Origin of the sequence: Pedobacter sp. D749, assembly GCF_019317285.1 — a bacterium.
Taxonomy (GTDB): Bacteria; Bacteroidota; Bacteroidia; order Sphingobacteriales; family Sphingobacteriaceae; genus Pedobacter.
On the sequence record NZ_CP079218.1, the window covers coordinates 150,225 to 170,980 of the forward strand.

16 protein-coding genes are annotated in these 20,756 nt (G+C 39.6%); 7 read left to right on the forward strand and 9 right to left on the reverse strand.

Features of this window, described 5'->3' with window-relative positions; all coding sequences use genetic code 11:
• Nucleotides 1-66: 66 nt before the first annotated feature.
• The 3 genes from recA to KYH19_RS00695 form a co-directional block, all read right to left on the reverse strand.
• The gene (gene recA, locus KYH19_RS00685; protein ID WP_132403300.1) at nt 67-1,080 is read right to left on the reverse strand and encodes a recombinase RecA; all 1,014 of its coding nucleotides are present in this window, start codon (nt 1,078-1,080) and stop codon (nt 67-69) included.
• Nucleotides 1,081-1,214: 134 nt separating this feature from the next.
• Nucleotides 1,215-1,880, reverse strand: coding sequence for an endonuclease III (gene nth, locus KYH19_RS00690; protein WP_132403171.1), 666 nt, complete (start codon nt 1,878-1,880; stop codon nt 1,215-1,217).
• A gap of 393 nt (nt 1,881-2,273) precedes the next feature.
• Nucleotides 2,274-3,227, reverse strand: a complete 954-nt coding sequence (locus tag KYH19_RS00695) for a hypothetical protein (RefSeq protein WP_219077185.1) — start codon at nt 3,225-3,227, stop codon at nt 2,274-2,276.
• A 204-nt stretch (nt 3,228-3,431) separates the two neighbouring features.
• Here KYH19_RS00695 and KYH19_RS00700 point away from each other — a divergent pair, with 204 nt between their 5' ends.
• Complete coding sequence (locus KYH19_RS00700; RefSeq protein WP_219077186.1) at nt 3,432-4,529, forward strand: acyl-CoA desaturase; 1,098 nt, start codon at nt 3,432-3,434, stop codon at nt 4,527-4,529.
• A complete protein-coding gene (locus KYH19_RS00705) occupies nt 4,519-5,580 on the forward strand; it encodes a fatty acid desaturase (RefSeq protein ID WP_219077187.1) in 1,062 nt (353 codons plus the stop codon). Before KYH19_RS00700 ends, KYH19_RS00705 begins: the two co-directional genes overlap by 11 nt.
• Before the next feature lie 81 nt (nt 5,581-5,661).
• Here the strand turns inward: KYH19_RS00705 and KYH19_RS00710 are convergent, their stop codons facing one another.
• The 3 genes from KYH19_RS00710 to KYH19_RS00720 all read right to left on the reverse strand — a co-directional run bounded on the left by KYH19_RS00710 (nt 5,662) and on the right by KYH19_RS00720 (nt 8,334).
• Entirely contained in the window at nt 5,662-6,846 is a 1,185-nt protein-coding gene (locus KYH19_RS00710) for an MFS transporter (protein WP_219077188.1), read from the reverse strand.
• Between the two features lie 619 nt (nt 6,847-7,465).
• Nucleotides 7,466-7,660, reverse strand: coding sequence for a hypothetical protein (locus KYH19_RS00715; RefSeq protein ID WP_219077189.1), 195 nt, complete (start codon nt 7,658-7,660; stop codon nt 7,466-7,468).
• A gap of 89 nt (nt 7,661-7,749) precedes the next feature.
• Entirely contained in the window at nt 7,750-8,334 is a 585-nt protein-coding gene (locus KYH19_RS00720) for an RNA polymerase sigma factor (RefSeq protein WP_132403189.1), read from the reverse strand.
• 260 nt (nt 8,335-8,594) lie between these two features.
• On the opposite strand from KYH19_RS00720, the gene uvrA reads away from it, so the two are divergent.
• Complete coding sequence (gene uvrA / locus KYH19_RS00725) at nt 8,595-11,408, forward strand: excinuclease ABC subunit UvrA (RefSeq protein ID WP_219077190.1); 2,814 nt, start codon at nt 8,595-8,597, stop codon at nt 11,406-11,408.
• A gap of 8 nt (nt 11,409-11,416) precedes the next feature.
• A complete protein-coding gene (locus KYH19_RS00730) occupies nt 11,417-12,070 on the forward strand; it encodes a LysE family transporter (RefSeq protein ID WP_193424072.1) in 654 nt (217 codons plus the stop codon).
• Between the two features lie 1,247 nt (nt 12,071-13,317).
• Here the strand turns inward: KYH19_RS00730 and KYH19_RS00735 are convergent.
• Both KYH19_RS00735 and KYH19_RS00740 read right to left on the reverse strand, forming a co-directional pair.
• Nucleotides 13,318-14,673 carry a M23 family metallopeptidase gene (locus KYH19_RS00735; protein ID WP_219077191.1) on the reverse strand — a complete coding sequence of 452 codons (1,356 nt, stop codon included), beginning with the start codon at nt 14,671-14,673 and terminating at the stop codon, nt 13,318-13,320.
• Nucleotides 14,674-14,677: 4 nt separating this feature from the next.
• Nucleotides 14,678-15,118: a hypothetical protein gene (locus KYH19_RS00740; RefSeq protein ID WP_219077192.1), complete on the reverse strand. Its 441-nt coding sequence runs from the start codon at nt 15,116-15,118 to the stop codon at nt 14,678-14,680.
• A 196-nt stretch (nt 15,119-15,314) separates the two neighbouring features.
• Between KYH19_RS00740 and KYH19_RS00745 the strand changes: the two genes are divergently transcribed.
• The 3 genes from KYH19_RS00745 to KYH19_RS00755 are packed head-to-tail and all read left to right on the forward strand — an operon-like array spanning nt 15,315 to nt 19,483.
• Nucleotides 15,315-16,160: a metallophosphoesterase gene (locus KYH19_RS00745; RefSeq protein ID WP_219077193.1), complete on the forward strand. Its 846-nt coding sequence runs from the start codon at nt 15,315-15,317 to the stop codon at nt 16,158-16,160.
• Nucleotides 16,161-16,176: 16 nt separating this feature from the next.
• Complete coding sequence (locus KYH19_RS00750; protein WP_219077194.1) at nt 16,177-17,016, forward strand: hypothetical protein; 840 nt, start codon at nt 16,177-16,179, stop codon at nt 17,014-17,016.
• A gap of 25 nt (nt 17,017-17,041) precedes the next feature.
• Nucleotides 17,042-19,483, forward strand: a complete 2,442-nt coding sequence (locus KYH19_RS00755) for a bifunctional YncE family protein/alkaline phosphatase family protein (protein ID WP_219077195.1) — start codon at nt 17,042-17,044, stop codon at nt 19,481-19,483.
• A gap of 607 nt (nt 19,484-20,090) precedes the next feature.
• Here KYH19_RS00755 and msrA read toward each other — a convergent pair.
• Nucleotides 20,091-20,582, reverse strand: coding sequence for a peptide-methionine (S)-S-oxide reductase MsrA (msrA, locus tag KYH19_RS00760; protein WP_193424085.1), 492 nt, complete (start codon nt 20,580-20,582; stop codon nt 20,091-20,093).
• Nucleotides 20,583-20,756 lie beyond the last annotated feature (174 nt).

Consider the following 20,756-nt stretch of genomic DNA (forward strand, 5'->3'; position numbering starts at 1 on the left):
AACAGAAAAAAGCGCACTAATTTTTAAATTAGTGCGCTTTTTTCTGTTTAACGGAATTGATCCGGCTTATTTCTCAGCCAATTTTTCGCCTGTTACTTCGGCTTTAATTTTAATTTCCAGCTCTTCTGCAAGTTCAGGGTTGTCGCTTAACAATTGTTTTACGGCATCCCTACCCTGACCAAGTTTAGTATCTCCGTAAGAGTACCAGGATCCTGCCTTTTTAATGATGCCAAAGTCAACACCTAAATCAACAATTTCACCATTTTTAGAAATACCTTCACCAAACATCACATCAAATTCTGCGATACGGAAAGGTGGAGCCACTTTATTTTTAACAATTTTTACTTTAACGCGGTTACCAGAAACTTCGTCTGAATCTTTGATCTGTGAAATACGACGGATGTCTAAACGTACTGATGCATAAAATTTCAAGGCATTACCACCGGTTGTGGTTTCAGGGTTACCAAACATTACACCAATTTTATCACGTAACTGGTTAATGAAAATACAGCAACATCCGGTTTTAGAAATTGTTCCGGTTAATTTACGTAAAGCCTGACTCATTAAACGGGCATGTAAACCCATTTTACTGTCGCCCATTTCACCTTCAATTTCACTTTTAGGAACTAAAGCGGCAACAGAGTCGATTACAATTACATCTATAGCGCCCGAACGGATTAAGTTATCGGCAATTTCTAGTGCCTGCTCACCATTATCTGGTTGAGAGATTAAAAGGTTATCCGTATCTACACCTAGTTTCTTTGCGTAAAACTGATCAAAAGCATGCTCTGCATCGATAAAAGCAGCAATACCACCTTTTTTCTGTGCTTCGGCAATAATGTGTGTAGCTAAAGTTGTTTTACCAGAGGATTCTGGTCCGTAAATTTCAATTACACGGCCTTTTGGAATACCGCCAATACCTAAAGCAATATCTAAACTGATTGATCCGGTAGAAATAAAATCTATGGGTTCAATGGCAGTATCGCCAAGTTTCATGATGGTGCCTTTACCGTATGATTTCTCTAACTTATCTAAAGTAAGTTGTAGGGCTTTTAATTTATCTGGATTTGCAGTACTCATTTCTTTTTTCATTGATTGCGTAAATATAATTGATTATCGGCTAATATGCTTAAATGTTGATATTTATAATACTAAAATATTTAGCTAAGTTAAATGTTTTCTGGCTAATGTCAATAGTAAAGTGAAAATATTTTTTAAGCTTTTAATTTGTCTCTTTCGTTTTGGGCGGTTAACCGTTCAAAGTACCTGCACATGTAGGTAATTTCACAAACATCACATTTGGGGTTTCTGGCCACGCAAACGTAACGACCGTGCAAAATGAGCCAGTGGTGTGCAATATGAATATCGTGTTCGGGAAGGTTTTTCACTAAATCCTTTTCAACTGCCAATGGTGTTTTACCGTTCGTTAAACCCAAACGGTTAGCCACACGGAAAACGTGGGTATCAACCGCCATGGCCGGTGCATTGTAAATTACAGAGGCAATTACATTGGCAGTTTTGCGGCCCACGCCAGGCATTTTCTGTAAATCGTCAATCCCCGAAGGCACTACATCATTAAATTCATTAACCAGAATATTAGCCATGCCCACCAGGTGTTTTGCCTTATTGTTCGGATAACTGATGCTTCTGATATAATCGAAAACAATATCGGGCGTAGCTTCAGCTAAAGCCCTGGCATTGGGAAAACGTTGAAAAAGTGCAGGGGTTACCATATTCACCCTTTTGTCGGTACATTGTGCAGAAAGGATTACCGCTACTAAAAGCTGGTAAGGATTATTGTAATGTAACTCGGTTTCTGCATCAGGCTGCTTGGCCGAAAAATGTTCTACAAAAAGTTTGTAGCGTTCTTTTTTAAGCATGTGCAAATATAGGTTAAAGATGGAAAATGTAATATGCTAAATAGAGATGGAAGAGAAAGGATGGAAGAGGTAGGATGGGAGATGGAAGAGAAAGGATGGAAGAGGTAGGATGGGAGATGGAAGAGGTAGGATGGAAGATGGAAAAGGTAGGATGGAAGATGGAAGAGGTAGGATGATGACAGATATACAAGTGGTGTCATTTCGACCGCAGAGGAGAATTTACATAGTTCAAAGATCTCTCCATTTTCGCTGCGCTACAGTCGAGATGACGACCATTCTTTTGGAGCCTGCCATTTATGCGTAGTAAAAGGATCTTTACCTGGAGAATAGGTAACTCTCTCTAAACGCCAGACTAATCAATCGACTCAAGACTAAGGACTTCAGACTAAAGAACTAACTCATCTCCCTTAACAACTTGTCGCATTCGGCAAAGGCATTATACAGGTATTTATTGCGGTGTTTTTCGCCCTGGCCGCTAAATGAAACTGATTTCATAATCAGCCCCTGCATCCATTTTTTGGTTTGTTTGCAGTAGTACTGGTCTTCGGTTTTTAAATAATTAAAAGTATTAAACCTATTGTAACAGGTCATGCGGTCTTTAAAATCAACCAGGTACGCAATGCTCCCCAGTACATCACAACTATACCAATTAAAGGTGTGGTTGGGGTCGATGGTTTTTTTACTGCTAATGGCATACATATTCATATCGGTTAGGCAATACCTTACCTGTTCTACAATTTTTACAGCCAGTTCATTATCAGTAAGATGGCCAGCTTCGAATGCATACCTGATTTGTTCGAGTGTGCCGGTTACCGTATCTTTTGACCATATTTCGGTGCTTGGTATTTCCAGGTAGGCAGCGTGCAGCTCCTGCGAAATTTTAATAATTTCGTCGGATATATAGGACGAACTAAAAGGTATTCCGGTGTTATTGGTGCTATTTGCCCAAAAGAAAAGTTTAAAGCTGGTGAGTTCCGGGTACTTGAAAAAATGAAATAAAGGAATATCATCAGTGGTGATGGTAATATGTTTTTTATTACTGTTTTTAATGGCTTTTATATTGTCCAGTAAATTTTGGAGATAGCCAATCATATCTAAATCTTCATTTACACTTAAATAGCTAAACGTAACAGATAACGATTGTTTCGGGTTGTAAAGAAATGGGACATCAAAACAATCAGAAAGCTTGATGATTTGCTGAAAAGTAAGGTTGCTGTCGCCCCTGATTTTCTTATAGGCCTCATTGGTGCTTATCCCTAACTCTTCGGCTATACTCAATGCCAGGTTCTGGTATTCGGGCAATACAGCTTTAATGGCTTGAAAAAATAGTTCTTGCTGATTATCCATAAAGATTAATTTATTAATTGAATATACTGTTTTTTAATAATCAAAGGGATTATTGCAAAAGATTAAATTGCAAAATATAATTTATAAACTTTATGTGTATTATTTATTTTCTTTAAACAATAATTATTGCGGTTATTGTAATCTTTAAGATTTATTTCGGTTTGTACTATGCTTTAGATTTGGTTAAGATTAAAACGCACTGTTATGAACAAATTACGATTTATAAAAGATGAAGGCTCCGAATTCTATAAAGAATTGAATGAGCAGATTGAGCAGTATTTTATTGATAAGGGGTTACAGAAAACCGGGAACGCTAAAATGTTCTTCAAGATTTTCCTTTACTTCGGTTTGGACATCCTGTTTTACACCTTAATGATTACCAGTCATTCGGTATTTGCATTTTACGCTTTTTACCTGCTGATGGGACTTTCTATTTTGTTAACTGCTTTTAATGTTTCGCATGATGCGGCTCATGGCGTTGCAGTAAAGAGTAAATTCTGGAACCGGATACTGTTTTCGCTCAGTTTTAACCTCCAGGGGAACAACGCCTATGTATGGGGCAAAAACCATAACGAATCGCACCATTTATATACCAATATAGAAGGCAGTGATATCGATGTGCTGAATAACCCATTATTCAGGATGACTGAATCTCAGCCTTTGTTATGGTTCCATCGGTATCAGTTTATTTACGCACCGTTTCTTTATCTGTTCTATTCCATTAACTGGTTCTTTTTCAGGGAAATATTGATGCTGTTCAATTTATCGAGCCGCACCATTAAAGTGGAGATTCCCCGAACTGAAGCTGTAAAGCTGGTGATATATAAACTCTTATATATCGGTTATATGATCATTTTGCCTGTTTATCTGTTGCCTTTCGGCTGGCAGACGGTTTTACTGGCTTTTTTGTTAAATCATTTTATCATTTCGCTATTGTTTGTGGCTGTATTAGGCGTGGCACATTTGTCGGATTATGTAGCTCACCCGGTGCCTGATCAGGATCATAAATTGAATATGAGCTGGCCAAAGCTGCAATTGCTTACCTCAATAGATTATCATGCTGAAAGCAGGTTTTTAAACTGGACACTTGGCGGCTTTAATGCACATGCGGTACACCACCTGCTCCCTAACGTATGCCATGTACACTACCTTGAGATTATTCCAATTTTTAAAGCGCTGGCTAAAAAACACAGGCTTACTTATATGGAAATGTCTTATGGCGAATCGTTGGCCTCTCATTTCAGGTTCTTGAAAATGATGGGTAAAAGTGAACACTTAATCCCGATGCGATATGAAAGATAAACATATTCATGTAGCGGCTGATAGTCAGTTGCTAAAAGCGATATACAAACGCGTTAGCGAAGAAGTGGTAGCTGATCAATCTGTATTTATGCGGATCATCATACTTAAATTCGTGGTGTATTTCTTCCTCACCTTATTGACCTATTTAGCTTTGTACCATATCGCTAACCCGATTGGTTTTGTGGGCTGCTTTGTGATCTATGGTTTTATCTCGCTGCTCTTTGCTTTTAATTTTTCACACGACTTTTCGCACAATACCATCTTTAAAAGCAAGCGACTTAACCACATTTGCTTTGTAGCTATTTATACATTGGTTGGAGCGCATGCTGAGGCCTGGAAACTGCGTCATGTTAATTCTCATCATTATGCGCCAAATGTAGAAGATTATGATTCAGACCTTAAAATATCGAAATTGATCCGCGTGGTTCCAGGCAGCAAATATTATTGGTTTCATGCGTACCAATACCTGTATGCGCCATTAGCTTATACAAGCTATTCGCTGTTCTGGATTTTTATTAAAGATTTTGTGATTCTATTTAGTGACGATGGTTATGGCGCCAAAAAGAACATGAGGTATTACCTGTCGTTTGTGTTCCAAAAATTTATCTATATCAGTTTGTTGCTTGTATTGCCTATGATATTTGCAATCCAGCCCTGGTACGTGGTGCTAACTGGTTTTTTAATGATGCACCTAAGCCAGTCGTTATTCTTGTTGTTTACCTTTTTTATGACTCATCATGTAGAGGAAACACAATATCCGAAAGCTGATGCGCAGGGTTATATTAATGCCTCCTGGTTAATGAACCAGATCAGGAGTTCAAACGACATGCATCCTTTCAGTAAAACGGCAAACTTTATTTTAGGCGGTTTTAATAACCACATTGCCCATCATTTATTTCCCCACTATCATCATGTGTATTATCCGCAGATCAGTAAAATATTGTACGAAATGTTAAACGAAAGTGGCATAACGCCTAATTGCACCAGTTATTTTGGGGGAATAAAATCTCATTTAAAGCTGTTGAAGAGAATGGGGGAGGCAGCGTTTTGAGTGAGTGAAATAATTGAGTTTTAAATGAGAGGATGACTTGTATTGTCTTATTTAATCATTCACTCATTCTGTCATTCAAAATTAGTGAAAAGAAGTGACTGGTACTTTAACTTCTTCGGTTGCACCTTGATTGCTCTTAATCAGCCAGAAGGCAAAAAACGCACCAACCAAAGCCATCGCAGCACCAACATAGGCTGGCGAGGTGTAATCGTAGCCATACACTAACGGAAGTCCGCCAAAGAATGCGCCTAAAGCATTACCAATATTAAAACTCGCCTGACTTGCAGAAGCTGCCAGCATTTCGGAGCCTTTGGCACTCTGGATCATCAACATCTGTATAGGGGCAGCCAACGAGAAAGCGACCGCACCGGTAATAAAAGTCATGATTAAAGCTAATGGCTGACTTGCAGATACGAAGTGCACAATAGTTAAGGTAACCACCATGGTAAGCAGTAATGCTGCAGATGCTTTTGCCGGGGAAAATTTATCAGCCAAACGTCCACCAATGTAATTGCCGAACATCATGCCCAAACCCGCCAGCATTAATATATAAGTTACAGCATTGGACGAAAAGCCTGCAACATCTGTCATTAACGGAGCGATATAACTGTACCAGGTAAATAACCCGCCTGTTCCGATCGAGATCATGAAAATGATGATCCATGCTTCTCTTTTTTTGAAGAAACTTAATTCTGCTTTTAAATCGCGGTTTTTTGTGGCTTCTAAAGCAGGTAACCACAATTTTAAACTTAATAAGGTTACCAAACCTACAAATACCACCACGGCAAAAGATATGCGCCAGGAGAAATTGTGCCCGATAAAGGTGCCCAATGGTACACCTACAATATTAGCAATGGTTAAACCCATAAACATTAATGATACGGCTTGTGCGGCTTTCCCTTTCTCTGCAATTCTGCTGGCCACTACTGATCCGACACCGAAAAAAGCTCCATGAGGTAAACCCGAAAGCAACCTGGCGATAAATAAAGTATTAAAAGTTGGGGCAAAGGCAGAGAAAGCGTTAAAAACGGTAAACATAACCATCAAAGCGATCAAGATCTTTTTTGGTGGATATTTGCCTGCAATCATAATTAATAAAGGTGCACCGATTACTACGCCCAAAGCATAAGCGGAGATTAAATGCCCGGCTTGTGGAATGGTTACTGTTAAACTTTTTGAAATATCAGGCAACAGGCCCATCATTACAAATTCAGTGATCCCAATGCCTAAACCGCCTAAAGTAAGTGGAAGTAAGTTCTTGTTCATAGCGCCCTTAGTGTTAAAATTACACTATGCAAAGGTATGGCTTTTTATGGAAGGAGATTGTAAAAATTAGGACATTTATAGGGGGATGGAAGATGTGGGATGGAAGATGGATGAGCTAAGAGGTGGTAGGATGGTTCATGGTTGATAGACAATAGTTCATTGCTAGATTGTTTTATGGTTGAATTGTTTAGGGCTTATAGTCAGATGGTTCATGATTGATAGGCGATAATTCATTGCTAGATTGGCTTCTGGTTGAATTGTTTAGGGCTTATAGTCAGATGGTTCATGGTTGATAGGCGATAGTTCATTGCTAGATTGCTTCTTTGAATTGTTGAGGGCTTATAGCCAGATGGTTCATGGTTGATCGCGAAATAGTTTATGCGCTTGTCGGTTAGGCCGTTCGCCAATGAACTATTAACCCATAACCCAGCAAGTTTGCCATAACAAATGAACCAATGACCAGTGAACCAATGAACCATCTAGTCTTCCGTTGGTATTGACAAATGAACAAATGGCCAGTGAACCAATGAACCATCACCCATCTTACCTCTTCCATTTTCCATACACAAAAAAAAAGTTGCCCCACCCTGTGGAACAACCTTTTTTGACGTGTGTAAATTTATAACGACCTACTGTAAGTTAAAATCTTGCTGATGGTTTCATCTTTAGGATCTTTAGCCAGTCTATCTAACTTACCTTTTATTTGATCATAAAATAAGTCGATTTCTGCGTCCGATTCAATATCAGTTCTAGGCTGAAACATATTGGGTGTAGGTGAATTTACATTGTTTTGTGATGTAGAGGTTTTTGTCATAAGCAACTAAATGTGATAAGTTTTATAAACTTAACGATTGTTCAGATGCTTTATTTCAAGTCTTCAAAAAAAACTATGTAACTTTTTTACTACCCTTTATAGGTCATCTCTTTTGTTTTAAGCATCTTACGTAAATTGCTAAGGGCATAACGCATACGGCCTAAGGCTGTATTAATGCTGACATCAGTTAAATCTGCGATTTCTTTAAAGCTCAAATCTGCGTAATGCCGCATAAGAAGTACTTCTTTCTGTTCATCAGGTAATAAATGGATCATTGCTTTTAAATCTTTATGGGTTTGATCGCGAAGCATTTTATCTTCTGCGCTCTCATCATAAAACTGTAGCATATTGAATACATCCATTCCATCAGCACTGGTGATGATTGGTGTTCTCTTTTCTTTTCGGAAGTAATCAATAACCAGGTTATGTGCAATGCGCATTACCCAAGGTAAAAACTTGCCTTCTTCATTATATCTCCCCGATCGCAGGGTATTGATTACCTTTATAAAAGCATCCTGAAATATATCCTCTGCCAGATATTGGTCTTTCACCAATAAGTAGATAGAGGTATAAATTTTGCTTTTATGTCTTCTAAGAAGTTCCTGCAATCCATTCTCGTTCCCGGTAATATATACCTTCACCAGGTCCTGATCATTATATGATTGTAAATTCATAGGTTTACCTACACTAAATCCCGTACTATTTGCTAAAAATTAATTAGTAAATGTTTAATTTCTATAGCTGCTCTCCTATGTTTTTTGAAATGTGTTAGTTTGGTTTTGAGGTTGTTAATGTTCAAAGAAAGTTATTTTTTTATCAAAAAACAAAAAATAAAATGTTAAAAAATAAATTAACCGTCTTAGTACCCTATTTTTGTATCTTCTTAAAACCCTAACCACATTCTGGGGTTATACATTTATATTCGTTACCATACATGAGCAAAAAAGAGGCCGAAAAAGATCCGCATAAAAATATTATCATAAAAGGTGCCCGGGTGCACAACCTAAAAAACATTGATGTTGCCATTCCAAAAAATAAACTTGTGGTGGTAACGGGTATGTCTGGTTCGGGGAAATCTTCGCTTGCATTTGATACATTATATGCAGAGGGACAACGCCGATATGTAGAAAGTTTATCGTCTTACGCCCGTCAGTTTATGGGCAGGATGAATAAACCCGATGTTGATTATATTAAAGGTATTGCTCCGGCAATTGCCATCGAACAAAAGGTGATTACTTCCAACCCACGTTCTACCGTTGGTACCTCAACTGAAATTTACGATTACCTGAAACTGCTTTTCTCTCGGATAGGGAAAACCATTTCGCCTGTTTCAGGCAAAGAAGTAAAAAAGGACTCGGTGAGCACGGTGGTAGACTATGTAAATGCGATGCCTGAAGATACAACGGTCACTATTTTTTGTCCGTTATATCCGCATAACAACCGTACAATTAAAGAAGAACTGGCTATTTTATTACAGAAAGGATTCTTACGTGTCCTGATTAATGATAAAATAGAAAAGATAGAAGCTGTTTTAGACGATGCTGATTTTAAAGATGCGGAGCTTACAGATGATAAAACTGTTCAGATCCTGATCGATCGGATTGTAACCAACCAGGAAGAAGAAACATTAAGCAGACTGGCTGATTCGGCTCAAACCGCTTTTTTTGAAGGTAAAGGCGATTGTTATGTAGAAGCCCAGGGTAAAACGAAACATTTTAGCGATCGTTTTGAACTGGATGGAATTAAATTTGAAGAACCTACGCCAAACTTTTTCTCTTTCAACAACCCTTACGGCGCCTGTAAACGTTGCGAAGGTTATGGAAACGTAATCGGGATTGATGAAGATCTGGTTATTCCGGATAAGAGTAAAAGTATTTACGATAATGCCATTGCCCCATGGCGTGGTGAAAAAATGAACGTTTGGTTGCAAAACTTTATTAAAGCTGCCCCGAAATTCGATTTTCCTATTCACCGTTCATATAGCGCGCTTACTGAAAAAGAGCAGCAATTACTTTGGACGGGCAATAAATATTTTGCTGGTTTGGATGCTTTTTTCAAGGAACTGGAAGAGCAGACGTATAAAATCCAGTACCGGGTAATGTTATCCCGCTATCGTGGAAAAACCACTTGCCCTGATTGTAAAGGCTCGCGTTTGCGTAAGGATGCATCATATGTTAAAATTGCTGAAAAATCAATTATCGATGTGGTACTGATGCCGTTATCGAAAGCGCTGGTTTTCTTTAATGGCTTAAAATTAAGTGTGAACGACGCCAAAATTGCCAAACGTTTGCTCGCAGAGATTGATAACCGTTTCCTGTATTTAAATAATGTTGGTTTGGGTTACCTTACCTTAAACCGTTTATCAAATACCCTATCAGGAGGAGAATCGCAAAGGATTAACCTGGCAACTTCATTGGGAAGTAGCTTGGTGGGCTCCATTTACGTTTTGGATGAACCGAGCATTGGTTTGCATCCACGGGATACGAATAAACTGATCGAAGTATTGATTTCGCTCCGTAATGTAGGTAATACGGTTATTGTAGTGGAGCACGAAGAAGAAATGATGCGTGCGGCCGATTACATCATTGATATTGGTCCTGAGGCCGGTACACATGGAGGTAACCTGGTTTTCAGCGGTAATTACGAGGAGATTTTAAAAGATAAAAATAGTTTAACAGGCCGCTACCTGTCTGGCATAGAAAAAATTGCCATTCCGGATAAACGCCGTAAGTGGAAAGATCATATCCTGATTAAAGGAGCAAGAGAAAACAATCTTCAGAATATTGATGTGAAGTTTCCGCTGGGTGTTTTTACTGCAGTAAGTGGAGTTTCCGGATCGGGTAAAACCAGTTTGGTTAAAAAGATTTTGTACCCCGCTTTACAAAAAGCGATCGGGAATTATGCTGGTGAACTAACAGGTGCTTACGATGGCATTTTCGGTAATTACGATCTGGTAAGTGCTGTAGAAATGGTTGATCAGAACCCGATTGGCCGTTCCAGCCGTTCAAATCCAGTTACTTATGTAAAAGCCTGGGATGATATTCGTGCACTTTTTTCAGGCTTGCCAGCTGCAAAGGCTGCCGGACTGAAACCTGCTGCTTTCTCGTTTAACGTAGAAGGTGGCCGTTGCGATGTTTGTCAGGGTGAGGGTGAGGTGAAGATTGAAATGCAGTTCATGGCTGATATTTATCTGCCTTGTGAGGCTTGCAACGGCAAACGCTTTAAACAACAGGTGTTAGATATCACTTATAAAGAGAAAAATGTTTCGGAGATTTTGGACATGACCATAGATGAAGCAGTTGATTTCTTTAAGGATGAACAAAAAATCCTGAATAAATTAAATCCTTTGGTTGATGTAGGTTTAGGTTACGTGCATTTGGGGCAGTCATCAAATACCTTATCTGGCGGTGAAGCGCAGCGGATTAAACTGGCTTCGTTCCTGATTAAGGGCAATAATGCCAATAAAACGGTATTTATTTTTGATGAGCCAACCACTGGTTTGCACTTCCATGATATTAAAAAACTTTTGAAAGCATTAAATACACTAATTGAACAAGGGAATACCATTTTGGTTATCGAACACAATATGGATATGATTAAATGTGCCGACTGGGTAATCGATATTGGTCCTGAAGGAGGTGATGGCGGTGGTAATGTGGTATTTGAAGGGGTGCCTGAAGAACTGGTTAAAGTAGAAAATTCGTATACCGGAAAATATTTAGCATCGCATTTAAATTTAAATCCATAATTTCGGCAATGCTTTTTCTAACGTTTTTCATCGGCATCGCTCTCAATGCCATGGGGTATATTCCCCCGGGCAACATCAATCTTACTGTTGCGCAGCTGGCCATTAACAAGGGTATGCGCCAGGTTTGGTATTTTATTCTATCCTTCTCCTGCGTAGAAGTGTTTTTTACTTTCGGGATGATGCGTTTTGCGAGATGGGCCATGAGCGATATCAATCCAAATGAGGCGGTAAGCGAGGTGCGGCTGAGCACTTTGGTAGATTGCTTTATGATTGTAATGTTTCTGGTAATGGGTACCATTACCTGGAGAAACCGAAAGAAAGTACCTAAAACAAGCAATAAAAAAGAGGATAAACGTAGCGGAAGTGTTTTGTACGGATTAATTCTGGGCGTTTTAAACCCTGTTCAGATTCCATTCTGGTTGTTTTTTGGCAATTACGTAATTTTACATCAATGGATCCAGACCGATTACCTTTCACTGGTAATATTTAGTCTAGGTTCGGGTGTAGGCTCGTCTTTGGCCCTTTATGTATATGCTCATTTTGCAACGTATATTCAGGAAAAATTTGCGCTAAGCAGTTTGATTATCAATAAATCTATAGCGATATTTTTGTTCGCACTGGCAGCCTATCTGGTTGTCAAACAGGTAATCGTTATTCTATAAATCTAATTCAAGGCCTGTGGAAACACAGGCCTTTTGTTTTTGTCTTTTAATGAATTTCATTACGAAACTATATTTTCCGTTCTGTGAGGACACAGACCGGGGAATATTTTGGAGATTTGTCATCCTGAATGCAATGAAGGATCTTTCTCCTTAGTAGCAATAGCAATGAAAAACTGGGGGCAAGGGTTTCAGTAGTTTCAATCATTAATCCAAAGTCTGTGTCCCCACAGACTATTTGTTTTTAGCCTTTTTAATTAATTTGTTCATTACGACACTATTATTTTTCATTCTGTGAGGGCAGATACCAGGGAATATGCATGTATTCTCAAGTCGATTTGGTTTGAATTTTCCATAGTTATTTTTTTTTGCCACGGAAGCACGGAAAGCACGGAATTAATATGATTGGTTTATGGTGATTTATTTTATAAAAATTAATATAAATGGACAGATGGATAAAGAAGGCAGATTGTCTCGAAGTATCGTCATTTCGAGCGGAGTGCAACGTAGTCGAGAAATCTGTTTCGATAGATCTCTCCACTGCGCGTTGCTCCGGAGATGACGACCATTCTATTGGAATCTGTCAATCATAGAGGTTAGAATTTTTCAAATACATAGGAGTATTGATGACGGGTTTTGGCGGTTCGTCATTCCCAACTTGATTAGGAACCACGGAGTGTTCATGAATGCCTTTGAAACAAGGGAAACTTATGAATAATCGTAATGCAAGCGCTTTAAGATTCCCGCCTGCGCCTATCGTGTGGTCACAATTAATTATAACATTCTTCTACCGCTCTATGCCGCGGGGGCATGGTACTTTGGAGCGCCAAAGTACCCAAAGCGCTTTGTCAATCCAGCAATGAGCCTTTTGCACAATCCCATGCGCATCAAAAAACAGCGGCACTTCGTTTTGTGTTTAATATTTTTTTAAAATTAAATCATCTTTTATGAACACAAAACCACTGCGTTTCAGGCTTGTTAGTGCCGATTTATCTTAATTGCAACTGTTTTTTGATTTCCCCGGCTCTTGGGATTGACAGCGTCCTTGGTTAAAATCCGTGCTTTATTAAAGTTGGTTAGCAAAACGCCTAAAAATACTTAAAAAAGATGTGTCCACACGATAGGCCTGCGCGGGAAAGACGACCACTCTTTTAATCTGTCAATGATAGCTCGTCGAAGACTAATCCAAGCTCTTGTGTCTCCATAGTTTCTTTTGTTTTTAGCCATTTTAATCAATTTTTATTGCCAGACTATTGTTTTTTGTTCTGTGGAGACATAGACCGGGGAATAATAATCCAGCCAATTTCTTTACCGGCATTGGCAATGAGTTGGTAGTTGCCAAAAGTACCTAGAAGCTTTACGGTTTGCCCTTCTTTTAAAGTTGTTTTAACCGCTGCTAAACTATCGGGTTTATCGTAAACTTTTTGCTGGAGTAAATTTATTTTAAGCTTTTTTAAAGGCTCAGCAATTTCTACAAGGCTGTTGCTTTGAATAAAACCTTTGCTTCCATCTGGCAGTTCTGCCTTGTAATAATTTCCTGTCGCAGCATTTGCCTGTACAATTGTTCCTTTATTAAGTGTAGCTAAAACAGTTGCTTTACCTTGTGGTGAAGAAAACATTTTAACGGCAGATAGGGTTCTTAAGGTTTTATTTAACTTACTGCTCGAAGCGGTAATGGCAGCTGGGGTTTTGGTTACGGGATCAATAAAAGGAAGTGGATTTACCGCACCGTTAAAGGTATAAATACCAAAATGTAAATGAGTAGGGGTAGTACGGGCATTGCCGGTGTTGCCCATAAGTCCCAAAGTATCGCCAATTTTTACTTCCTGTCCTTCTACCGCGATCTGTTCATCCAAATGGGCATAATATAATGTGTAATCTTTACCTTTCGGGCGCATCCAAACCACTTTTCCACCCAGGTTATTTTCGTTTACCCGTGTTACCGTTCCTTCCGAAATTGCCAGAACTGGCGTTCTGAAATTGCCAAAAATGTCTACACCTTCATGTTTTCTCGCATCATTATCCCTGCCATCTCCCCAATAGCTTTTTATACTGTTGGTGTTTTTTGATTTAATAGGAAAAGCAAGAGATGGGCCGGCGGTAATTTCTAATTCATATGATACATTCTGCAACAGTTCTGGTTGCAGCCTGATCAGATAGGTGCCCGTTTCATCAATATCGAAAACAATCGGATTATTTAAAGTATCTGCAGAGGCAATAAGTTTTTGGCTTTGATCTGTGTTATACCAAACGTCAATATAAATCAAGGCAGCACCCGAAGGTGTTTTATTTAGCTTAATATTCAATTTTTGTCCTTTGGTTGCTCTGAATTTATAAGCAGTCGCCGGAATTTTATCCGCAGCAAAATAACCGTTTTCTTTATAAGGGATATTAATGTTTAATGCTTTTTGTGTACTCGTAGCAGCAGCATTTAACCATGCTGCACCCATTGCCGTTTTATCCAGGCCAACATTCACTAACTTTTTTTGATATTGCTCATGTGGAGTAGCGGCCTTAAACAGATTAACAGATCCTGTTTTACAGGAAAGTAAGCCCGTTGCAAAAGCAATGGAAAAAAGCCACCACAAGGACCGGTAAGTTTTCATTGTGCTAAGCCTTTTTTAAGCGGTTAAAAACCGCTGCCGTTACCAGTCCGCCGATTACGTACCACGCTACCGTTAATATTTTGGTTTTATCCGTTTTAGTGACAGGAGTATCGTCTAATCCAACTTGATCAGGGATGTTTATTGCGCCCAAACCAGCGGTAACACCGGCGATTGCACCTTTCAAATAAATGTTTTTGCTGTCTCCAGCACCAATAGCACTATAATATAAACTGTTGCTTATGATGTCACCTGCCAGGGTGGCCAGATAAAGATTGTTTCCGACAGGAGCTTTAAGGTTTAAACGGTTCATCGATTTGGATAAGGCTTGTTTGCCTAAAAGATCAATCCTGGGTGCATCAGGATCAAGCCGCCTAAAGCTTTCATGCAATATATTCAAGGCTGCAGCACCTGCAAAGCCAGCGAGTAAGGATTTAAGTACTTTCATAATATAATAATCCCTGCAAGCGGTAAATTGTTTTATCGGGTTAACATTATGCCTTGAATAGCTGTTTCCGGTCTTTTTCTGTTATAAAATTGATACACAGATAAGGTTCTGTTAACCTAATGATAACATGAAATTTATGTTTAAGAAGCTTGGTCACCCTAATATTGGGCTTTAATACAAAACATATTTTATCCTTATGTCTAACAGACGGTTTTTTCTGAAAAATAGTCTGGCTGCTGCGGTTGTGGCCAGTATTTCGCCGGTTTTATCCTCATTTGCCGATGAACAACATCCTGTTTCTGCTAAATCTGGTAAAGCACCCAAATTGCGTTTTGCCCTCGCATCCGATGGTCACTATGGCCAGCCGGGTACGGAATATAAACTCCATCATGAAAATATTGTAAAATGGCTGAACGAAGCACACGATAAAAGTCCACTGAACTTTGTGATCATCAATGGCGATCTGGTACATGATCGTCCTGATTTGTTGCCCGAAGTTAAAAAGGATTATTACGATAAACTTAAAGTCCCTTTTTATGCTATCCCGGGTAACCATGATCACGCCGACACCAAAATCTGGAAATCAGTTTTTGGATACGAGGATAATTTTTCTTTTGAAAAAAATGGAGTAGGTTTTGTTCTGGCCAATACTTCTGATACCAAAGGAACTTATTTGTGCCCCAATAACGATTTTTTAAAACAGGAACTAGATAAATTTAAAAACCTGAAAACTGTTTTTGTCGTGCTGCATATCCCGCCTCATTTCTGGGTGCCGGAAAGTCCGTTTGTCGATTGTCCGGACACCATTAAACTGCTGCATAGCTATGCGAATGTAAAAGCAGTATTCCATGGGCACGACCACAGTCTTGATGCTGTTTTTTATACCGATAAATTGCCTCATTTTTTTGATGCACATATTGGTGGAAACTGGGGCACGACTTATAAAGGTTACCGGATTGTTGAGGTTGATGAAAATGATAAGATCCAAACTTATCAGGTAAATGCAAGCCAGTCGCCATTATTAAATGAAACCAAATTTTAATTGATAGATCATCGCAATGAAAAAGACATTTTTGATGCTCATTTTGGCGGGTGCCGTTTTAAATTGTGCCGCACAGAAAATAAATGAGACCACACCTGAAATTAAAATAGGAACTGATGCCGCTCAGCCCTTTCTGTTTTCGCTGAACACCTTAACGGCAGAAAATCCACATTGGAATGTCCATTATTCTGGGAGTTATGGCGAAAGAACGAATGGACAATTCGGTTATGATGGCTTAGGGCAGCAGTTTGGCGTTAAAGGGTATTTAGGCAGCAGGCTTACCTTGTATGCAACAGCAGCAATTGGTTTTGCCAATTCAGGAGGTGTAACCTCTGCCGAACAGGCTGAAGTAATCAGAGATTTAGTGGGTGGTAAAGGCATTGCAGGTTTTAGGCTCGGTGCGGGTTTAGGGTTGAGCAGAGACTGGTCTAACACGGGTTCGGCGATTAGCCGGATTACTGCTTCATTTGATCAGACAAACTGGAGAATGGCGGGTAACCTTCGTTTCGAAAAGGCTTTTGATAAAAGCAGAGATAAGCTTGATTTTATTAGCAGTTTTGGCTATCAGCACCGTGTATCCAGTGTGTTATATCTTGGATTTGAAGCGTTAGGGCAGGACTTGGAAGGTTTTTGGGAAAAAGACGAGGCAGAAGGTGGCGCAAAAGTAATGATCGGGCCATCAATCAATCTCGAGCCGAACCATTCAAAACTTTCGTTCTCTATTTCGGGCGGACCTGTTTTTTACGCAACTCATAGTCAGGTTATTCCATCTGAGGCCATCCGCGAAATCGGTTCGGTAGCATCGGGCAATGGCTACACCATTAGGGCCCTGGTTAATTTTAATCTTCATCGGTAGTGCTACTACCTTCAATTTAAGAAAAATGAAAAAATCATATTTATTATTACTGCTGTGTTCCTTTTTTATACGGAATGGATTTGCACAAAAGCCAGGCAAAAACGAAAGCACTCAACAGATTTTATTGCCCAATGGATGGAAGCTGAGTCCGGCGGGGCATTCTCTGCAACTGGGCGATTTGCCTTTGAATATGCAATTGAGTGCTTCGGGTAAATATCTTGCTATTACTAACAACGGACAAAGCACGCAGTCGTTGCAACTGCTTGATGCCAAAACAGAAAAGATTATTGATGAAAAAGTGCTAAGCAAATCGTGGTATGGCATTGCCTTTAGTAAAGATGAAAAACACCTGTATGCTTCAGGAGGTAACGACAACTGGATTTTGGATTTTAATATTCAGAACGGTAAACTCGCCGAAAGTGATACGATTAAACTTGGCCCGGTCTGGCCAAAAGGAAAAATCAGTCCGGCGGGGATTGCGGTTAACAAAAACAACAGTAAATTATATACGGTTACCAAAGAAGACAGCAGTTTATACATCATCAACCCTGTTGAAAAGCAGATCCTTAAAAAAATCCAGCTCCCTGCAATTGCTTACAGCTGTGTTTTAGCTGCAGATGAAAGCAAACTTTATGTTTCACTCTGGGGCGGGAAATCGGTTGCGGTTATCGATCTGGATGCTGAAAACATTGAAAGGCTCATCCCTGTAGGCGATCATCCAAACGAACTTTTACTCAATAAAAAAGGAAATACTTTGTTTGTGGCCAATGCAAATGATAATACCGTTTCAGTCATCAATACTTTGAATAATAAGGTGATCGAAACCATTGCCACTACGCTTTATGCTACTCAGTTAACCGGTTCGACCACCAACGGTTTGGCTTTGAGTACCAACGAGAAAACTTTATACATCGCCAATGCCGATAACAACTGTTTGGCTGTTTTTGATGTGAGCAAGCGAGGTGTAAGCCAGAGCCAGGGTTTTATCCCGGTAGGCTGGTACCCAACAAGTGTTAAAGTATTGGGCTCGAAAATTTTGGTGACCAATGGCAAAGGCAATACTTCTATGGCCAATCCACAGGGGCCGCAACCCATTTCTAAGGTAGATAACAGTGGTTACCAGATGGGAAGTACCGCCAATAGCCGGCTGCAATATATAGCAGGATTGTTTAAAGGAACATTATCTTTTATAGATTCACCAAAGCCAGAGCAATTAAAAATATACACCAAACAAGTATATGCCAATACTCCATTTACTGATAAACGTACGATTACTGCCGATGGTGAAGCCGGAAATCCAATTCCGCGAAAACAGGGCGAAAAATCGCCTATTAAACATGTTTTTTATATCATCAAAGAAAACAGAACTTACGACCAGGTACTTGGCGATGTTGCAAAAGGAAACGGTGATTCTAGCTTAACACTTTTCGGGAGAAAAATTACCCCTAACCAGCATGCCTTTGCTGAGAATTATGTGCTGCTTGATAATTTTTATGTGGATGCAGAAGTAAGTGCCGATGGACACAACTGGAGTATGGCCGCTTATGCCACTGATGTAGTAGAAAAGACCTGGCCTACCAGTTACGGCGCACGCGGCGGCAGCACATCTTTTGAAGGAGGTCGACCAGTTACCTATCCAAAAGGAGGTTTTATCTGGGATTACTGTCAGCGGGCAGGCGTAAGCTACCGCAGTTATGGCGAGTTTGGCGATTATGGAAAAGCGAATATTAAATCGCTGCAAGGCCACATGTGTTCTGCGTCGCCAGGTTTTGATATGGACATTAAAGATCAGGTGCGGGTGGATGCCTGGCAACACGATTTCGATTCGTTATTGGTTGCAGGTGTTGTACCGCAGTTTAATACTTTAAGGATTTCTAACGACCATACCAGCGGACAAAAGAAAGGAAAATACTCGCCACAGGCTGCCGTTGCAGATAACGATTTAGCCGTTGGTCGCATTTTGGAACATTTATCGCACAGTAAAATCTGGAAAGAGTCAGTTGTGTTTATTTTGGAAGATGATGCACAGAACGGTCCCGATCATGTTGATGCGCACCGTTCGCCAGCTTATGTGGTTGGTCCTTATGTTAAGCGGAATACACCTGTTCATACGATGTATTCTACTTCTGGATTTTTAAGGACAATGGAGCTTATTTTAGGTTTGCCACCAATGAGTCAGTACGATGCTGCTGCCATGCCACTATACGAATGTTTTACCGCTACACCAGATTTTACGCCCTACAAAGTAATTCAGCCGCTTATTGATTTGGATACGAGGAATGTAGCAGTGAATGAGAGCAGCAAACGCTCTGAACTGTTTAATTTTGCCAAAGAAGATGCTGCACCAGATTTAGATCTGAACGAAGTGGTGTGGAAATCGGTTAGAGGAGAACAATCGGTAATGCCGGCACCAAAACGGAGCGCTTTTGTGATTTTGGAGAAGAAGAAAAAAGATGATGACGATTAGTCGTTATTTATAATAACATTTTTAGATTAATCGTCATTGCGAGGTACGAAGCAATCTTACAAAGGTCGCTATACTAAAGCGTTAGGATTATTCATTTTTGCAGTTGTTTTTAAAGGCATTCATGAGCTCAATCGTTCGGTTATCTTCGTGCCTTATAATGATGTTTATGTAAACAACTGAATATTTATTGTTATTTTTTTTGACCATATAAGACATTTAAGAACCACATAAGCTTACATGTTCTTTATGGTGTGAAAGCCTAAAGGATTATTTAATGAATTAGATTCTCTTAGGTGTCTAAGGTGGTTAATTAAACTGCCTGGTTTTTAATTTTTTATAACCACCTTAGACATCTTAGCTCATTTGAGTTTTACAGGATGCAAATTTTAAACCTAATAAGTTAGAAAGCGCATATAGGACGTCATTCCTGTTTTTTTCAGGCCACAGACCTGATGGTTACTCGCAACGACAGATTTTTTGAGCTGCTTCCATGGTCTGTGTCCTCACAGATCATTTTATTTTTACGCATTACATCAAGGATTTCTCCTCCACAGGAGCTCCTTTGGAGCACTGCGGTCGAAACGAAGATCTGATTTAAAATCAGTTGTTAATTCAATTTCCAGTCTGGTCTTTCGAAATGGCAGGTATAACCGTAAGGGTTTTTCTGTAAGTAATCCTGGTGTTCTTCTTCAGCGTTCCAAAAATCGGCTTCAGGTACCACCTCGGTTACAATTTTGCCCGGCCATTTGCCAGAAGCATCCAACTCTGCAATTAATGCATCGGCCGTATTTTTTTGTTCTTCACTATTATAAAATATGGCAGATCTGTACGAGGTGCCCACATCATTTCCCTGTCTGTTGCGTGTGCTCGGATCGTGGATCTGGAAGAAATATTCTAATAATTTGCGGTAGCTTAAAACAGTTGGATCAAAAGTAACTTCAATGGCTTCGGCATGTGTGCCATGGTTCCGGTAAGTGGCATTGGGAACATCACCACCAGTATAACCTACAACCGTAGAAATTACACCTGGGTAATGACGGATGAGTTCTTCTACTCCCCAAAAGCAGCCGCCTGCAAGAATGGCTTTTTCAGTATTCATATATCTTTCCTTTTTTTTGATTAATAAAGATACGACGAAGATGTGTAAAAGGAAAGTAAAGAAGGGAGGCTAATTGGATGACTCCGCGGGCAAGTAACATATCAATCGATGGAACAAATAGGTGATATTCTTTTTTCCGCTCTATGCCGCGGAGGCATGGTACTTTGGAGCGCC